The 16,207-nt window shown below is 69.8% G+C and carries 16 protein-coding genes; 9 read left to right on the top strand and 7 right to left on the bottom strand.

The genetic code is table 11. The features are described from left to right. Positions 1-22: 22 nt before the first annotated feature. Positions 23-1,045 (bottom strand): sigma-54 interaction domain-containing protein, encoded by a 1,023-nt coding sequence (locus CFB43_RS32780; RefSeq protein WP_256990166.1) that lies wholly within the window; start codon positions 1,043-1,045, stop codon positions 23-25. A 345-nt stretch (positions 1,046-1,390) separates the two neighbouring features. Here CFB43_RS32780 and CFB43_RS32785 point away from each other — a divergent pair, with 345 nt between their 5' ends. Next, positions 1,391-2,758, top strand: a complete 1,368-nt coding sequence (locus CFB43_RS32785) for a sigma-54-dependent transcriptional regulator (protein ID WP_089498306.1) — start codon at positions 1,391-1,393, stop codon at positions 2,756-2,758. Between the two features lie 14 nt (positions 2,759-2,772). On the opposite strand, the gene CFB43_RS32790 is transcribed toward CFB43_RS32785, so the two are convergent. Both CFB43_RS32790 and CFB43_RS32795 read right to left on the bottom strand, forming a co-directional pair. After that, a complete protein-coding gene (locus CFB43_RS32790; protein WP_089498307.1) occupies positions 2,773-3,696 on the bottom strand; it encodes a glycosyltransferase family 2 protein in 924 nt (307 codons plus the stop codon). Continuing rightward, positions 3,675-4,385 carry a PIG-L family deacetylase gene (locus tag CFB43_RS32795; RefSeq protein WP_089498308.1) on the bottom strand — a complete coding sequence of 237 codons (711 nt, stop codon included), beginning with the start codon at positions 4,383-4,385 and terminating at the stop codon, positions 3,675-3,677. The genes CFB43_RS32790 and CFB43_RS32795 overlap by 22 nt, the downstream gene beginning before the upstream one ends. Positions 4,386-4,486: 101 nt before the next feature. Between CFB43_RS32795 and CFB43_RS32800 the strand changes: the two genes are divergently transcribed. Beyond that, positions 4,487-6,838, top strand: coding sequence for a hybrid sensor histidine kinase/response regulator (locus CFB43_RS32800; RefSeq protein WP_089498309.1), 2,352 nt, complete (start codon positions 4,487-4,489; stop codon positions 6,836-6,838). A 31-nt stretch (positions 6,839-6,869) separates the two neighbouring features. Here CFB43_RS32800 and CFB43_RS32805 read toward each other — a convergent pair whose 3' ends face one another. Together CFB43_RS32805 and CFB43_RS32810 are read right to left on the bottom strand one after the other, a co-directional pair. Beyond that, on the bottom strand, positions 6,870-7,916 hold the full coding sequence (locus CFB43_RS32805) for a UDP-glucuronic acid decarboxylase family protein (protein ID WP_089499033.1): 1,047 nt from the start codon (positions 7,914-7,916) through the stop codon (positions 6,870-6,872). Further along, entirely contained in the window at positions 7,916-9,235 is a 1,320-nt protein-coding gene (locus CFB43_RS32810) for a glycosyltransferase family 4 protein (protein ID WP_089498310.1), read from the bottom strand. The genes CFB43_RS32805 and CFB43_RS32810 overlap by 1 nt, the downstream gene beginning before the upstream one ends. A gap of 253 nt (positions 9,236-9,488) precedes the next feature. Here CFB43_RS32810 and CFB43_RS32815 point away from each other — a divergent pair, with 253 nt between their 5' ends. The 7 genes from CFB43_RS32815 to CFB43_RS32845 all read left to right on the top strand — a co-directional run bounded on the left by CFB43_RS32815 (position 9,489) and on the right by CFB43_RS32845 (position 14,190). After that, positions 9,489-9,902, top strand: coding sequence for a BON domain-containing protein (locus CFB43_RS32815; protein WP_089498311.1), 414 nt, complete (start codon positions 9,489-9,491; stop codon positions 9,900-9,902). 30 nt (positions 9,903-9,932) lie between these two features. Beyond that, positions 9,933-10,961 carry an SDR family oxidoreductase gene (locus tag CFB43_RS32820; RefSeq protein ID WP_089498312.1) on the top strand — a complete coding sequence of 343 codons (1,029 nt, stop codon included), beginning with the start codon at positions 9,933-9,935 and terminating at the stop codon, positions 10,959-10,961. A 26-nt stretch (positions 10,962-10,987) separates the two neighbouring features. Continuing rightward, positions 10,988-11,287, top strand: a complete 300-nt coding sequence (locus CFB43_RS32825) for a DUF2795 domain-containing protein (protein WP_069250315.1) — start codon at positions 10,988-10,990, stop codon at positions 11,285-11,287. Between the two features lie 64 nt (positions 11,288-11,351). Next, complete coding sequence (locus tag CFB43_RS32830; protein WP_089498313.1) at positions 11,352-11,921, top strand: hypothetical protein; 570 nt, start codon at positions 11,352-11,354, stop codon at positions 11,919-11,921. Positions 11,922-12,026: 105 nt separating this feature from the next. Continuing rightward, positions 12,027-12,884, top strand: coding sequence for an SDR family oxidoreductase (locus tag CFB43_RS32835; RefSeq protein ID WP_089459844.1), 858 nt, complete (start codon positions 12,027-12,029; stop codon positions 12,882-12,884). 34 nt (positions 12,885-12,918) lie between these two features. Further along, a complete protein-coding gene (locus tag CFB43_RS32840; RefSeq protein ID WP_089498314.1) occupies positions 12,919-13,524 on the top strand; it encodes a DUF4142 domain-containing protein in 606 nt (201 codons plus the stop codon). Between the two features lie 57 nt (positions 13,525-13,581). Next, entirely contained in the window at positions 13,582-14,190 is a 609-nt protein-coding gene (locus CFB43_RS32845) for a DUF892 family protein (protein WP_089498315.1), read from the top strand. Positions 14,191-14,276: 86 nt separating this feature from the next. Here the strand turns inward: CFB43_RS32845 and CFB43_RS32850 are convergent, their stop codons facing one another. Together CFB43_RS32850 and CFB43_RS32855 are read right to left on the bottom strand one after the other, a co-directional pair. After that, complete coding sequence (locus CFB43_RS32850) at positions 14,277-15,557, bottom strand: NRAMP family divalent metal transporter (RefSeq protein WP_089498316.1); 1,281 nt, start codon at positions 15,555-15,557, stop codon at positions 14,277-14,279. Continuing rightward, complete coding sequence (locus tag CFB43_RS32855) at positions 15,554-16,174, bottom strand: UdgX family uracil-DNA binding protein (RefSeq protein ID WP_089498317.1); 621 nt, start codon at positions 16,172-16,174, stop codon at positions 15,554-15,556. The genes CFB43_RS32850 and CFB43_RS32855 overlap by 4 nt, the downstream gene beginning before the upstream one ends. Positions 16,175-16,207: the final 33 nt, after the last annotated feature.

Genomic DNA, 16,207 nt, shown 5'->3' on the forward strand with positions numbered 1-16,207 from the left:
GCCGCGCGCGTGTCGCGCGGGCTCAGGGCGTCGGTGCGTCGGGTGGGTTCGGCACGTTCGGCACGTTCGACGTGCCGGTTCCGCGAAACGCCTCCCGTTCATGTTCGGGCAGGAGCGCGAGCCGGTTGTACAGCGTCTTCAGGCTGATGCCGAGCGCTTTTGCGGTGCGCGGCTTGTCGCCGTTGAAATGCCGCAGCGACGCGACGATGAAGCGCTGCTGCGTGTGCGCGAGCGTCGTGCCGATATGCAGCGTGATCGCGTTGTGACGACATTCGTCGCGCGGCGGCGCACGACGCGGCAACTGCAGCTCGATCTGCTCGTCGGCGAGGATGAACGCGCGCTCGAGCGTATTGCGCAGCTCGCGCACGTTACCGGGCCACGTATAGGCGCGCAACGCCTTCATCGCCTGCAAGGACAGCCGCTTTCTCGTGCGGTGCCGCGCATTCAGCCGCTCGACGATCTGCAGCGCGATATCGTCGACGTCGTCCTCGCGCTGCCTGAGCGCGGGCACGTGCAGCGCGACCGTCGCGATCCGGTAGAACAGGTCCTCGCGCAGCCGCCCGCTGCGCACGGCCTCGACCGGGTCGTGATGGGTGGCGGCGACGATCCGCACGTCGAGCGGGATCGATTCGTGGCCGCCGACCCGCACGATCGTGTTCGACTCGAGCGTGCGCAGCAGCTTGACCTGCAGCTCGGCCGGCATTTCGGCGATCTCGTCGAGAAACAGCGTGCCGCCGCGCGCGGCCTCGAACATGCCGACATGCTGCGCGACGGCGCCGGTGAAACTGCCTTTCTCGTGACCGAACAGGTGCGATTCCGCAATGTCGTGAGGAATCGCGCCGCAATTGACGGGAACGAACGGCCCGCGACGGCGTGGGCTCATGTCGTGCAGGAGCCGCGCGACGATGTCCTTGCCCGCGCCGCTTTCGCCGACGATCAGCACGCCGACGCGCGTGACGGCCACACGCGACACCTTCAGCAACAGGGTCTGGATCGTACGCGAGCGGCCGAAAAGCCGCATGCCGTCATCGACGGATTTCGACATGGTGTGATATCGAGTGGGAAGATTTGACCGAATGCGTCGAGACCAGGTGAAAAAATGACGTGGCATGCGTCACCGTTTTCCTATACCGAGAATACCTGTTATGCCGGCGATGAGACATTGAATCTGCAATGCGGGCCGCGCGGCCGGATAGATTTATTCGATAGGCGGAGATTGCACGACACCATTCTTCTATACTGCTAAGCGTTGCATCCCGGGCAGGAACGCTCGCCCGTCCGATCATGCGCAGCGCGGCGCGTGCCGCCGCGAAACGAGGCGGAGACGGTGCGCTGCGCGTCCGTCGCGGTTCCGGCCATGCAGGGTCGGGCCGCTTCACGAGGAGCCTCGATGCCCTATGTCCTGATCGTCGAAGACGATGCCGATACACGCACCATGCTTGCGACGCTCGCCCGCACCCAGCAGCTTGCCTGCGATACGGCCGCGACGCTCGAGGAAGCGCGCACGCTCGTGTCGACGCATACCCCCGATCTCGTGCTGTGCGATCTCGTTCTGCCGGACGGCAACGGGATGGACCTGTTCGATGCATTGCCGAAGCGCGCGCACTGCGAAATGGTGCTGACCACCGGCCACGCGAGCCTCGAAACCGCGATCGACGCACTGCGGCGCGGCGCGACCGACTACCTGGTGAAGCCGCTGAACATGCAGCGGTTGAACAGCATCTTCGCGCGCGTGCCGCGCACCACCGCGCTGCATGAAGAGATTGCCGAACTGCGCTCCGAACTGCAGCGCCTCGGCCGCTTCGGCCGCATGCTCGGCAGCTCGCCCGCGATGCAGGCCGTCTACGACGCGATCGGCCGCGTGGCGCGCACCGAGGCATCGGTGCTGCTGACGGGCGAATCGGGCACCGGCAAGGAGCTGGCCGCGCAGACCGTGCACGACCTGAGCCTGCGCCGCCGCGGACCGTTCCTCGCGGTGAACTGCGGCGCGATCGCCGCGAACCTCGTCGAGAGCGAGATGTTCGGCCACGACCGCGGCAGCTTCACGGGCGCGGAGCGCCAGCACAAGGGCTTCTTCGAACGCGCGGACGGCGGCACGCTGTTTCTCGACGAGATCACCGAGATGCCGCTCGAGTCGCAGGTCAAGCTGCTGCGCGTGCTCGAGACGGGACGCCTCACGCGGCTCGGCTCGACGCGCGAGATCGACGTCGACGTGCGCATCGTCGCGGCGACCAACCGCGACCCGGAGGCCGCGATGGCCGACGGCAAGCTGCGGCCCGACCTGTTCCACCGGATCAACGTGTTCCCGATCCCGCTGCCGTCGCTGCGCGAGCGCGGCGACGACATCCCGATGCTGGCCGATGCGTTCCTGCAGCGCTACAACGAGGAAAGCGGCCGTTCATTGCGCTTCTCGCCCGCCGCGCGCGACGCGCTGAAGACTTACGCGTGGCCCGGCAACGTGCGCGAGCTGCGCAACTTCGTGCAGCGCGCGAGCATCTTCAGCGATACGGACCTGATCGATACGCTGCCGCCGCCGATCATGGACGAGTTGTCGAGCATGGTCGATTCGCATGACGATCGCGTCACGGTGCCGTTCGGCACGCCGCTCGAGGAAGTCGACCGCAAGCTGATCCTCGGCACGATCGCGCAATGCGGGGGCGTGAAGGCGCAGGCGGCCGAGGTGCTCGACGTCAGCCTGAAGACGATCTATAACCGGCTCGCGCAACTGGACGACGATGCGGGAAAGCCGGATTCGTGATGGCGCCGCCGCGTTCATGCTCCGTCGCACGCATCCGGACGCGCATCGCGCTCGAGCTGACGGCGCATGCGTTCCACGTGCGGCGGGATCGTCCGGCGCTCACGCAGGATCCACGCCAGGCCCGCGAACGTGCGCGCGAGCATGCGCTCGCGCCACAGGCGCGGCAGCAGCCGCACGGTGTGCCGCAGCGCGGCCGGCGCCGGCCACCTGAGCCAGGCGGTCCATACCGCGTTGCGGGTGGTCACGCGGGCGCGCGTGCGCGCGTCGCGCTGCTGCGACGGGTCATGGTGAACCGTGAGGCGCGGCGCATAGACGAGCCATCCGCCGGCGCGATACAGGTCGAGCGCGAGCAGCGCTTCCTCGCCGCCGAGAAAGTAGCGCGGATGGTAACCGCCTGCCTGCATGAACGCGTCGCGCCGGAACGCCGTCGCGCCGGCCAGCAAGCCGAGGATCGGGCGGCCGGGCAGCGTGACGGGCGCGTCGAGCGGGCTGTCGGCCATCAGGCGACAGGTCGGGTCTTCGCGCTGGTCGGCGCCGACGAGCACGCGTGCGGTGACCGCCGCGACGTGCGGATACGCGTCGAGCAGGTCCGCCGCTTGCTCCATCGAACCGGGCGCCCACCATGTGTCGTCGTCGCAGAACGCGACGTGGCGCGTGCGGGCGACGGCCACGCCGAGATTGCGGCCGGCCGCGCCGAGATTGACGGGCGCCTGCACGAGTACGACGTGCGGAAAGCGGTGGCGGATCAGCGCGGCGGTGTCGGCTTGCGCGGCATTGTCGACGACGACGATGACGGGCCGGTCGGGCAGCGACGAGAGCCGGGCCAGCGTGTGCGCGAGTCCGGCCGGTCGTCTGAACGTCAGCACGATGGCGGTCACGCGCGGTTCAGGCGGCGGCGCAACGTGGCGCGCGGGGGTTACGCGAACGTGACGTCGCATTCGAGCCGCCAGTATGTTTCGGGTTCCTTGAGATCGGCGCGCATATGAGGATCGAACAACGCAACCTGGCTCGCATACGCGGCGACCGCGTCGGCTTTCGCGGCGACGGCTTCCGCGCGGTCGCAGGCCGGGGCGCCGGCCGGATGGGCGATCCAGCCGCGCTCGCGCCAGCCGCTCACGCGCCGGGCCATCAGCCCCGCGATCCGGCGGTACGGTACGTCCTCGTAGAAGCGCCACGTGCGCGCCGCGTCGGGCGACGCGCGTGCGCGCTCCAGCAGCGACAACGCGGCTTGCTGCACGTGCAGATGATCGCGGTGGAACAGGCCGGCCGGCGCGAGGACGCCGAACCCGGCGTGGGCGTCGATCTCCCGCGCCACGCGCGCGGCAATCGCTGCCGATGCGGCGGGCGTGCCGTATTGATCGTCGAGAAAGTCGAGCCAGACCGGCCGCGCGTCGAGCCGTGCGAGCGCGCGCCGGTCTTCGTCGCGGCGCGCGCGCACGGCTTCGCCGGCGCGCTGGAAACCTGCGCGGCGATCCCACGGCGGCGCCGGCGCATCGCGCGGCGGAATCCCGGCGAACACGGTGACGACGATCGAACCGGGCGCTGCCGCAAGCAGGCGCCCGCAACTGAAGACGGCGTCGTCCAGATGCGGCGAGACGACGAGCCAGCGTGTCGGGGCAGGCGTCACGAGATGATCTCCCTGGTGGATGGCCAGCCGGGCGAGCAGGCATCGTGCCCGGCCGTCGTGGCCCCGAGGGCGCCCGGATGCGCGCGACAGGAATGCGTCCGATGATTGAAATGACCCATCCGCGCGCCGGCAATTACGTGATGGCAGCGATGCTGGTCGCGATCGCGACCGTGCTGCAGGCGCTCGCGATCCGTTTCGGCGGCGTGAACCTGCCGTTCGTGCTGTATTACCCGCTGCTCGCGGCCGCGGCATGGGCGACGTCGTTCCTGTTCGGTGTCGTGTCGACCGTGGCCAGCGGCATACTCGTGTGGACGTTGTTCCTCTCGGATCCCGCGGCCTATACGCAGCCGTTGCCCGCTCGGCTCGTCCAGCTCGGCACGTTCATGCTGGTCGGCGTGCTGGTGTGCGCGCTCGCGGCGATGCTGCGCCAGACGCGGCTCACGAACGATCGTGCGCGCCGGCGCGAGGCGGCCGCGCGGCAGCGGCTCGAAGCCGTGTTGCAGGCGCTGCCGCACGGTGTGATCGCGGCCGATGCGAACGGGCGGCTCACCTACCTCAACGCGGCCGCGGCCGCGCTCGTCGGCTGCCGGCCGGAAGACGCGACGGGGCGGCCCGCGCGCGACGTGCTGCGGATCGTCGACCACGCGGGCCGCCGCGTGCCGACGACCCCGCTCGAACGCGCGCTCGGCGGCGCCCATGCGACCTCCGACCGGCACTGGCTGCAGGCGACGGAGGGCGGCGATCCGGTACCGGTCGTCGAGGTCGCGTCGCCGCTCGGTGACGCGCACGGCAACATCGACGGCGCGGTGATGATCGTGCGCGACGCCAGCGCGGACCGCGCGCGGGTCGACGCGTCGCGTCTTCAGCAAGCGGTCGTCGACGCATCGCCCGACGCGATCGTCGGCGTCGACGGCGACGGCCGCATCGTCAGCTGGAACCCGGCCGCGCAGCGGATTTTCGGCTACGACGAAGACGACGCACGCGGCCGTTTGCTCGATACCCTGGTGGCGATGCGCTGGCTGCGGCGCAGCCCGCTCGCCGAATCGTTCGACGACCTGAGCGACGCGGTCGGGCCCGTCGAACTGCTGTGTGTCCGGCGCGACGGCCGGCGGTTTCGTGCGACCGTGTCGGCGCGCCGGTTGCGCGGCGACGCGGTCGCGACCATTGCGCTGTCGCTGACGCTGCACGAGACCGGTGCGCGGCGCCGCCATGATCTGCGCGCGCAGCGGTCGCTGCAGGGGGCGCGCGATGCGCGCGACCAGGCCGATACGTCGAACCGGTTGAAGGACGAACTGCTGGCCACGGTGTCGCACGAACTGCGCACGCCGCTGAACGTGATCTACGGTTGGGTCGAGGTACTGCGCAATTCGGTCGACCACGCGCTGCAGCGTCAGGCGATCGATGCGATCGACCGCAGCGCGCGCTCGCTCACGCGGATGGTCGGCGACATTCTCGATGCGTCGTCGCTCGCAACCGGCAAGCTACGGCTCGACGCGGCGCCGGTCGACCTCGCGCGGCTGTTCTCCGACTCGGTCGGCACGTTCCAGACGGCCGCGTCGTCGGCCGGCGTCCTGCTCGAATTCGCTTGCGGGTCCAGCACGTTCATCGTGTCCGGCGACGCCGAACGGTTGCGGCAGATGCTGTCGAACCTCGTGTCGAACGCGCTCAAGTTCACGCCGGGCGGCGGCCGCGTGCATGTCGGGCTGGCGCGCAACGACACGCACGCGGTGTTGACCGTGACCGATACGGGGCAGGGGGTCGCGCCCGAGTTCGTGCCGTACGTCTTCGACATGTTCCGTCGCGCGGACGAATCGCCCGCGTCGTCGCGGCGCGGGCTCGGCCTCGGGCTGTCGATCGTGCGGCACATCGCGGAGCTGCACGGCGGCACCGTGACGGCCGAAAGCGCGGGCCGCGATCTCGGCGCGACGTTTACGGTGAGGCTGCCGGCCGGCTGGCAGCCGGCCGGCGCGATGGCGTGGGGGCTCGCGCAGGCGGGCGACCGTCACGCGCCGCTCGGGCTCGCCACGCAGCGGATCCTGATCGTCGACGACGATGCGACGACGCGCGCGAGCCTGACGGCCGCGCTGACGACGTTCGGCGCGGCCGTCACGGTCGCGTCGTCGGGCCGCGAAGCGCTCGCGATGGCCGCCGGCCTGCAGCCCACCGTCGTGCTGTCCGATCTCGCGATGCCGGACGGAGACGGCTTCTGGCTGCTCGACGCGCTTCGGCGCGGTGCCGGCAATGGCAATGGCAACGGCGACGGCAACGGCAACGGCAACGGCAACGGCAACGGTGACACGCGAAACCTGCGCGTGCTCGCCGTCACCGCGCACGCGGGCCTGGCGGATGAGCGCCGAGCCCTCGAGGCCGGCTTCGACGGCTATCTGTGCAAGCCGGTCGACGTGCGCGAACTGGCGCAGAAGATCATGCTCGTGACGAAGCGCGACGACTGACGGACGGCGCGCGCCGGACGCGCCGGCATCGTCACCGCGCCGGTGCCGGGCGGCGCGGCATGTCGGCCTGCGCGAGCAGGTGCGACGCGATCTGCGTGCTGCGCACGAGATCGCCCGGTTGGTGAAGCGCGGCCTGCCGATGAATGAAATACCGGACGGTACGCGCGAGCCCGGTGGCGAGCGGCGTGGTCGCGCGCCAGTCGAGGCGCCGCTGCGCGGCTTCGAGGTTCGGCCGCCGCTGGCGCGGATCGTCGGACGGCAGCGGCCGGAACTCGATCGCGACCGTCGCGCCGACGATCCGCACGACCTCGCGCGCGATGTCGAGCATCGCGATTTCGGCGTCGCTGCCGAGATTGACCGGCTCGCTCGCGTCGCCCGGCTCATTCATCAGCCGGATCAGCGCGTCGACCATGTCGTCCACGTAACAGAACGAGCGCGTCTGCTTGCCGTCGCCGTAGACGGTCAGCGGCGCGTCGGCGAGCGCTTGCGTGATGAAGTTCGACACGACGCGGCCGTCGGCCGGATGCATGCGCGGGCCGTACGTGTTGAAGATGCGCGCGATCCGCACGTCGACGCCGTACTGGCGGTGATAGTCCATGAACAGCGTTTCCGCGCAGCGCTTGCCTTCGTCGTAGCAGGCGCGCAGGCCGACCGGGTTCACGCGGCCGCAATAGTGCTCGTGCTGCGGGTGGACGTCGGGGTCGCCGTACACCTCGCTCGTGGACGCCTGCAGGATGCGCGCCTTCACGCGCTTCGCGAGACCGAGCAGGTTGATCGCGCCGTGCACGCTCGTCTTGGTCGTCTGGACGGGGTCGCGCTGGTAGTGGACGGGCGACGCCGGGCACGCGAGGTTGTAGATCTCGTCGACCTCGACATAGAGCGGAAACGTCACGTCGTGCCGCAACAGTTCGAAAGTCGGCGCGTCGAGCAGATGCGCGATGTTGTCCTTCGCGCCCGTGTAGAAATTGTCGACGCACAGCACGTCGTGGCCGTCCGACACGAGGCGTTCGCACAGATGCGAGCCGAGGAAGCCGGCGCCGCCGGCGACGAGCACGCGTTTGCGATCATGGCCCTTCATCATGCGTTCTCCTTGCGGTGGGCGAGCGCGCCCGATGTGATCGACACGGGCGTGCGGCGACCGGTGCCGGCCGACGCGCCGGCGCTGCGCGGCCGGGCGACGTCGCGATAGATGTCGACGAGCCGGTCGGCCACGCCTTGCCATGTATAGAACCGGTGCGCACGCAGGTAGCCGGCGCGCCCCAGCGCCGCGCACAGCTCGGGTTGCGCGCGCAGCTCGACGAGCCGCGCGGCCAGCGCGGCGGGATCGCGCGGCGGCACGAGATAGCCGGTCTTGCCGTCTTCCACCGTCGTGCGGATGCCGCCGACGCGGCTGCCGATCACCGGCGTCGCGCAGGCCATGGCTTCGACCGGCGTGATGCCGAACGGCTCGTACCACGGGGTCGTGACGAACACGTCGGCCGCGCTGTAGTACAGGTGCAGCGTGTCGCGGTCGCGCCGGCCGACGAAGGTCACGCGATTGGCGATCCCCAGGTCGTGCGCCAGCCCGGCGAGGCGGGCGAGTTCCGGGTCGCGGGCCGGGTCGGGCGTGGCCTGGCTGCCGCCGACGATATAGAGGTGGGTCGGCCGGCGCGGGTCGCGCGGCATGCGGGCCAGCGCGTCGATCACCGTGTCGATGCCTTTGCGCGGCACGAGGCGGCCGAGCTGCAGCACGACGAAGGCATCCTGCGGCCAGCCGAGCTGCGCGCGCGCGTCGATGCGCGGCGTCGGCCTGAGTTCCCGCACGTCGAAGCCGCACGGCACGATCTCGATGCGCGCGGCGTCGGCGCGATAGTGCGTCGTCAGGTCGAGCGCATCCTGCGGGCATTCGGCGATCACGCGGTCCGAACGGCGCGCGAGCGTGTCCTCGATCGCGAAGCGCGCATCGGGGAAACCATCGGCGTCGCCCTGATGCAGCCGGCGCACGCGGCCGAGTGCATGGAAGGTCGTGACGAGCGGGATGCCGAGCTGGCGCTTCACGCGCAATGCCGCGTCGCCCGACATGAAGAAGTTCGCGTGCATCACGTCGACCGGGTCGGGCTCGCGCCGCATGCGCGCGACCATGCCGTCCGCGAACGCGACCATGTACGGCAGCAGCCGCTCCTTGGGTACGTCGGTCGGTGGCCCGGCCGGTACGTGGATCACGCGCATGTGCGTGCCGATCGGCACGACTTCCGGCAGGTGCGGATTGTCGCAGCGCGTATAGACGTCGACGTCGAGGCCGCGCTCGGCCAGTTGCTTCGCGACGTTCGCGACGTAGATGTTCTGCCCGCCGGCATCGACGCCGCCGATCACCCCCAGCGGCGATGCGTGCTCACTGATCAACGCGATTCTTTGCATGGTGTTGCTCCCGGTATCGGGGCCGCGTGGATGGGCCGCCGTTGCCGGTGGTTCGGCAAGCGGCATACCCGGTGCGTTGCCCGTGGCGACTCCCGTCGGGATACCGAAAAAATTACAACGGGTTGGATGAAAGGGCGTCTGATCGGGCGAACCCGCGGCGGCGGCGCACCGGCACCGCGCCGGCACCGAGGCACGCGACTTGCGCTGTCCCGCTCACCCGCCGGCTATCCCGGCTCGACGAAAGGAGGTCACGATGAAGGCATTCCCGCTGCAAGTCCGTTCCTTGAGGATCCGTCGTCGCAACGCGATGCGCGCCGGCATGGCGATCGCGATCGCCGCCACCACGACGTGCGCGGTGATCGCGCCGAATGCGTTCGCCGCCGGCGACGACAGTGCCGCGTCCACGTCAACGTCAACGACGTCGTCGTCGCATACGACGACCGGCACGAAAATTCGCGATGCCACGATCACGACCAAGGCGAAGGCCGAGCTGGTCGGGACGAACGGCCTGTCGTCCGGCGACATCCACGTGAAGACGCGGCGCGGCATCGTGACGCTCACCGGCAGCGTGCCCGAGGAGGCGCAGCGCACGCAGGCCGTCAGCGTCGTGAAACAGGTCGACGGCGTGCAGGACGTGCGCGATCAGTTGACGATCCGGGCCAAGTGACCGCGGCCGCGCCGCACAAGGAGTCCAGTCATGCAATGCATGCTCAAACCGGTCGGCGAGCAGACGATCGTGATCACCGGCGCGACGAGCGGCATCGGTCTCGTCACCGCGCGCAAGGCTGCGCGCCGCGGCGCGAAGCTGGTGCTGTTCGCGCGGAACGAAGCCGCGCTCAACACGTTGTGCGAGGAGCTTCGCCAGCATGGCGATCTCGCGGTGGCGGTCGCGGGCGACGTGGGCAATCTCGAAGATCTGCAGCGCGCGGCCGCCAAGGCGGTCGAGACCTACGGCGGCTTCGACACGTGGATCAACAACGCCGGCGTATCGATCTTCGGCCCGGCTTCCGCGGTACCGCTCGACGACCAGCGCAAGCTGTTCGACACCAACTACTGGGGCGTCGTGCACGGCTCGCTCGTGGCGGCCGACCACTTCCGGCGCAAGGACGATTTTCACGGCGGCGCGATCATCAATATGGGCAGCGAGGCGTCCGACGCGCCGGTGCCGTTGCAGAGCGCGTATGCGGCGTCCAAGCATGCGGTGAAGGGCTTTACCGATTCGCTGCGGCTCGAGATGGAGGGTGACCACCTGCCGGTGTCCGTGACGTTGATCAAGCCGGCCGCGATCGACACGATGTTCGTGATGCACGCGAAAAACTACATGAACGTCGAGGCGAAGCTGCCGCCGCCGATCTACGACCCGGAACTGGTGGCCGACGCGATCCTGTTCGCGGCCGCGCATCCGCGCCGCACGCTGTTCGTGGGCGGCGCGGCGAAGTTCACGTCGGCGAGCGCGTATCACGCGCCGCACCTGTTCGATCGCATCGCGGCCCGGCTGTTCTGGCGCAGCCAGCGCACGGATCGCCCGGCCCGCCCGCGCGACGACAACGCACTGTACGAGCCGCGCCATGCGTTGCACGAGCGTGAAGGCATGGACGGGCCCGTGCTGCGCGGGTGCGCCTACAACACGGTGGTTCAGCGGCCGAAGGTGGCGGGGGCGGTCGCCCTCGGTGCGGCGGCGCTGGTGGTCGCCGCGCTGGCGCGTGCGCGCCGCGCGTCGACGTGATTTCGTTCATCCCCAAGGAGAGATTCATGACATCCCGACAGCATACGGGCCACGAATACAGCCACTCGCGCGCGCACGAAGGCGAGCGCGTGCAGCAGGACCATGACAAGGGCGGCCATCAGGGCGGCCATGGCAAGGCGCCGAGCCCGATCGACGTGCAGAAGGCGTTGAAGGGCATGGACTATCCGGCCAGCAAGGCGGCGGTCGTCGAGTGCGCGGAACGCTCGCATGCGGATCCCGGCGTGATCGACATGCTCCGCCGCATTCCCGATCGCGAATACGGCACGCCGGCGTCGGTATCGAAGGAACTCGGGCGGTTGATGTGAGCGCCGCCCCGTCGCGTCGCGTGCGGTGGCACGCGGCGCCACCCCCGTCACGAGGAGCACGACCATGGCGATGATCGTCGCGGGCCGCTTCACGACGTTCGACGAAGCGGAAGGTGGGGCACGTCACCTTTACGAGCGCGCGTTCGGTTCGGACGACGTATCGATCTTCTTCCTGAATCCGGACGGACAGCATGCGCGCTTTCCGATCGGCGGCGACGTCTATGCCGATACGGCGGCGAAGCCGGGCGGGCGCGGCGCGATGATCGGCGCGATCCGCGGGGTGCTGATCGGCATCGTCGTGGGGCTCCTCGTCTATGCGATCGGCGTGCGCTACTGGTTCGTTCCGGCCGCCGCCGCGCTGGCCGGCGCGTATCTCGGCGCCTTCGGCGGCGCGCTGGGCCGCATGCGCGGCGAGCAGGCCGAGGGCAAGGGCACGCTCGCGCGGAGCGAATCGGGCGTGATCCTCGCGGTGCGCGTGGCGCCGGACACCGCCAATACCGCGGAAGACGTGTTGCGCGCGACCGGGGCGTCGTCGATCGAGCGTGTCGAGGGCGACTGGCAGGACGGCGAATGGCGCGACTTCGATCCGGTACGCCGGCCCGGCGAGCCTGCATCGAGCGACCATCCACGCTGAATTTTTGACGCCCGTTTGTAGCGTTGCGCGCGCAACGATGGCGTTGCCCGGTGCGGCACGCCGCTTGCGAGCATTTGACGACACCGTTCAGGGAGGAACGCACCCATGACTACCGCACAGACTCCGCCGCCTCAGAAGCAGGACCACCAGCCGGGCACCGAGCGCGACATGCATCCGCAGCCGCGCGACTCGGCGGCCGACTACGTCGGCAGCGGCAAGCTCGCCGGCAAGGTCGCGCTCGTGACGGGCGGCGACAGCGGGATCGGCCGCGCGGTTGCAATCGGCTTCGCGAAGGAAGGGGCCGACGTCGCGATCGTCTACCTGAAGGAGTCCGACGACGCCGCGCAGACGAAGCAGTTGATCGAGCAGGCCGGGCGGCGTTGCGAGGCGATCATGTGCGACGTCGGCGACCGACGGCAGGCGCACGATGCAGTGGCGCGCACGGTCGAGCGGCTCGGGCGGCTCGACGTGCTCGTGAACAACGCGGGCGAACAGCATCCGCGCCCGGGCATCGAGGACGTGACCGAGGAACAGCTCGAACGCACGTTCCGCACGAACGTGTACGGCATGTTCTTCTGCACGCAGGCCGCGCTGCCGCACATGAAGCACGGCGGACGCATCGTCAACACCGCATCGGTGACCGCGTATCACGGCAATCCGACGCTGCCCGACTACTCGGCGACCAAGGGCGCGATCGTCGCGTTCACGCGGTCGCTGTCGGCTGAGCTGGCCGAACGCGACATCCGCGTCAACGCGGTCGCGCCCGGGCCGATCTGGACGCCGCTGATTCCATCGACGTTCACGGCCGAGCAGGTCGCGAAGTTCGGCGCGAACGTGCCGCTCAAGCGGCCGGGGCAGCCGGACGAACTGATCGGCTGCTACGTGCTGCTCGCGTCGGAAGGCGCGAGCTACATGACCGGGCAGACGCTGCACCCGAACGGCGGCTCGATCGTCGGCGGCTGACGGCCGTCTCTCGCCCCATGCAAGGAGGAAGAACATGAAACGACCCCACTGGACGATCGCGGCGTGCGCCGCGGCCGTGCTCGCCACCGGCGGGCTCGCCCGCGCGCAGATGCCGAGCGAGCCGCCCGCATCGAATTCACAGGTGCCGGGCGGCGTGATCAACCCGTCGTCGGGCGCGGGCGACGCGATGATCGCGAAAGCGCCGCAAGGCGGCGACGCGGAATTCGTCGACAAGGCGGCCATCGCCGGCAAGGCCGAGGTGCAGGCGAGCCAGCTCGCGCTGCGGCAGGCGCAGTCGCCGGACGTGCGCGCGTTCGCGCAGCGCATGGTGGCCGATCACGGCAAGGCGAATGCGCGCCTGAACGAGATTGCCGCGCGCCAGGGCATGAAGCCGCAGGTCGAGCAGATCCAGGATCCCGATGTCGAGGCGCTGCGCGGCAAGCACGGTCGCGACTTCGACGCAGCGTACGTCGCGGCGGTCGGCCCGGAGGCGCACCGCAAGGCCGTCGCGCTGTTCGAAGGCGAAGCGCGAAACGGGCGGGATCCGCAATTGCGCGAGTTCGCGAGCACCACGCTGCCGACGCTGCGGCATCACCTGAGCATGGCGCAGGCGCTCGAACGCAAGGTGGGCGCGCAGTAACGCGCGCCCGTTCAACCCCGGGCCGCGGGTGCGGCCCGTCTTTTTGGAGAGTCAGTCATGGCCCATCGGCAACCGAAGCATGAAGGCATCCGCGAATTGCTCTGCCAGGCATACGAAACCGAGCTTGGCGGCGCGAAGATCTACGAAGCCGCGCTGCAATGCGCGACCGACGAGGATCTGCACAAGGAATGGGAGAAGTACCACCGCGAGACGCTGCATCACCAGGAGGTGCTGCGCAAGGTGTTCGACACGCTCGGCATGGATCCCGACGCGCAGACGCCCGGCCGCAGCGCGGTGTCGGCCATCGGCAAGGCGCTCGTGCATACGATCGAGCAGGCGCAGAAGCAGGCCGACCCGGCGGTCGCGCAGGTCGTCGCGGCCGAGTGCGTGGTGCTCGCGGAGACCAAGGATCACCTGAACTGGGAGCTGATCGGCTATGCGGCCGACCAGCTGTCGGGCGATGCCGCGAAGACGCTGAAGGACGCGCACGACGAGGTCGAGGCCGACGAGGATCATCACCTGTATCACACGCGGGGCTGGGCGCGCGAGATGTGGATCCAGTCGATGGGCTTCAAGGCGGTGCTGCCGCCGCCGGAAGAAGTGAAGAAGGTCGAATCGGCGGCGGACGCGGCGCGCGCCGAAAAGTCGCGCGGCAAGATGATGTAAGTGCGGCGGGCCGGGCTTGGCGGGAGGCAGTCAGCCCGGCCCGGCGCGACGAAAGTGGCGTGCGCCATGAACGGTCGATGCGCGGTTCAGGTCAGCAGGTCGACGACCATCGTCACGACCGACGCCGCCATCAGCACGACGGCGAGCCAGCCAAAGGTTTTCGACACGATGCCGCTGCCGGGTTGCCCGGCCGCCTCACGCCGCTGCGACAGCAGCATCACCATCACGAGCATCGGTACCGCCGCGACGCCGTTGAGCACCGCGCTCCAGTACAGCGCCTTGATCGGGTCGATCGGACTCACGCACATCGCGATGCCGACGAACACGCACAGGGCCAGCACCGCATAGAACGTGGGGGCACGCCGCACCGGCTCGTTCAGCCCTTCGCGGAACTGCCACGCTTCCGCGCAGCCGTACGCGGCACTGCCCGCGAACGCGGGAATCGCGAGCAGCCCGCAGCCGACGATGCCGAACGCGAACACGAGAAACGCGGCTTCGCCGGCGATCGGCCGCAGCGCTTCGGCGGCTTGCGCGGTGCTGCCGATGTCGTGCCGGCCGTGCTCGAAGAACACGGCGGCGCCGATCACCATGATGCAGAACGACACCGCGTTCGTGACGACCATGCCGAACCACGTGTCGAACGTGACGCGCCGCTCGGTCTCGCTGCGCGTGTCGCGCCCCGTGGATGCCGTTTCCTCGACTTCGAGCGCGGCCTGCCACACGAACAGGTACGGGCTCAGCGTCGTGCCGAGCACGGCCACCGTCGTGGTGGCATACGCATGCGTGAATTCGATCCGGGGCAGCACGATCGCGTGCAGTACGGCGTGCCAGTCGATCTGCACGAAGCCGAGTTCGAGCACGTAGGCGATCAGCCCGAGCGTCATCCATTTCAGCCAGCGCGCATAGCGTTCGTACGACAGCATGACTTGCAGCGCGAGCGAGGCGACCCCGTAGACCGGGGCATACCAGTAGCTGTGACCGCCGATCACGAGCGCGGTCGCGTCTCCCATCGCCGCGAGATCGGCGCCGACGTTGACGACGTTGACGATCGCGACCATCACGATCAGCGCCTTGGCGAGCCGGTCGGAGTAGTGCTCGCGAATGCCCGCGACGAGGCCCGCGCGGTTGCGGCGCCCGATGAACGCCGCCGCGAGCTGCACGGCCACCATCATCGGCAGCGTGACGACGATGATCCACAGCATGTTGAAGCGGAACTGGCTGCCGGCCTGCGCGTAAACGGCGATGTTGCTCGGATCGGCATCGGACGCCCCCGCGAGCAGGCCGGGGCCGAGCCGCCGGTACCACGGTGTCGGAGTGCGCCGCGCGACGCCCGCGGCCGGCTGCGCGTCGTCGCCGGGTGCGCTCATCGGGTGCCTCCGCGTGCGCCGGCCAGGCGCGATGCGGTGCGCAACGCGTCGACGAGCCTCCGGTACGCATGCTCGCGCGAATCGGCGCCGCGCGTGCGCAGCACGTACGACGGGTGATAGGTCGCGACGACAAGCAGGCCTTGCGCCGTGCGAATCGGCGCGCGCGCGGCCTCCAGCGTCGCATCGTTGTCTTGCAGCAGCGCGCGCAACGCGGTGCCGCCGAGCGCGACGACGACGCGCGGCCGTACCGCGTCGAGCTCGCGTTCGAGCCAGTAGCGGCACGCGGCCACCTCGCGTTGCGCGGGCGTCTTGTGCAGCCGGCGCTTGCCGCGCGGCTCCCATTTGAAGTGCTTGACCGCGTTCGTCAGGTAGCAGTGCGCGCGCTCGATCCCGGCTTCATCGAGTGCGCGGTCCAGCATGCGCCCGGCCGCGCCGACGAACGGCAATCCCTGGCGGTCCTCCTGGTCGCCCGGCTGCTCGCCGACCAGCATGATCGTCGCGTCGACGGGTCCGGCGCCGGGCACCGGCTGGGTCGCATGCTCCCACAACGCGCAGCGGCGGCATGCGCCGAGTGTCGCCGGTGCGTCGTCGGCGGCGGGCGGCGGATGGCGCGTCATGTGACGACGCCCGTGCGGCCCGGGGCGCGACAG

It is taken from the genome of Burkholderia sp. AU15512, assembly GCF_002223325.1.
Classification (GTDB): Bacteria; Pseudomonadota; Gammaproteobacteria; order Burkholderiales; family Burkholderiaceae; genus Burkholderia.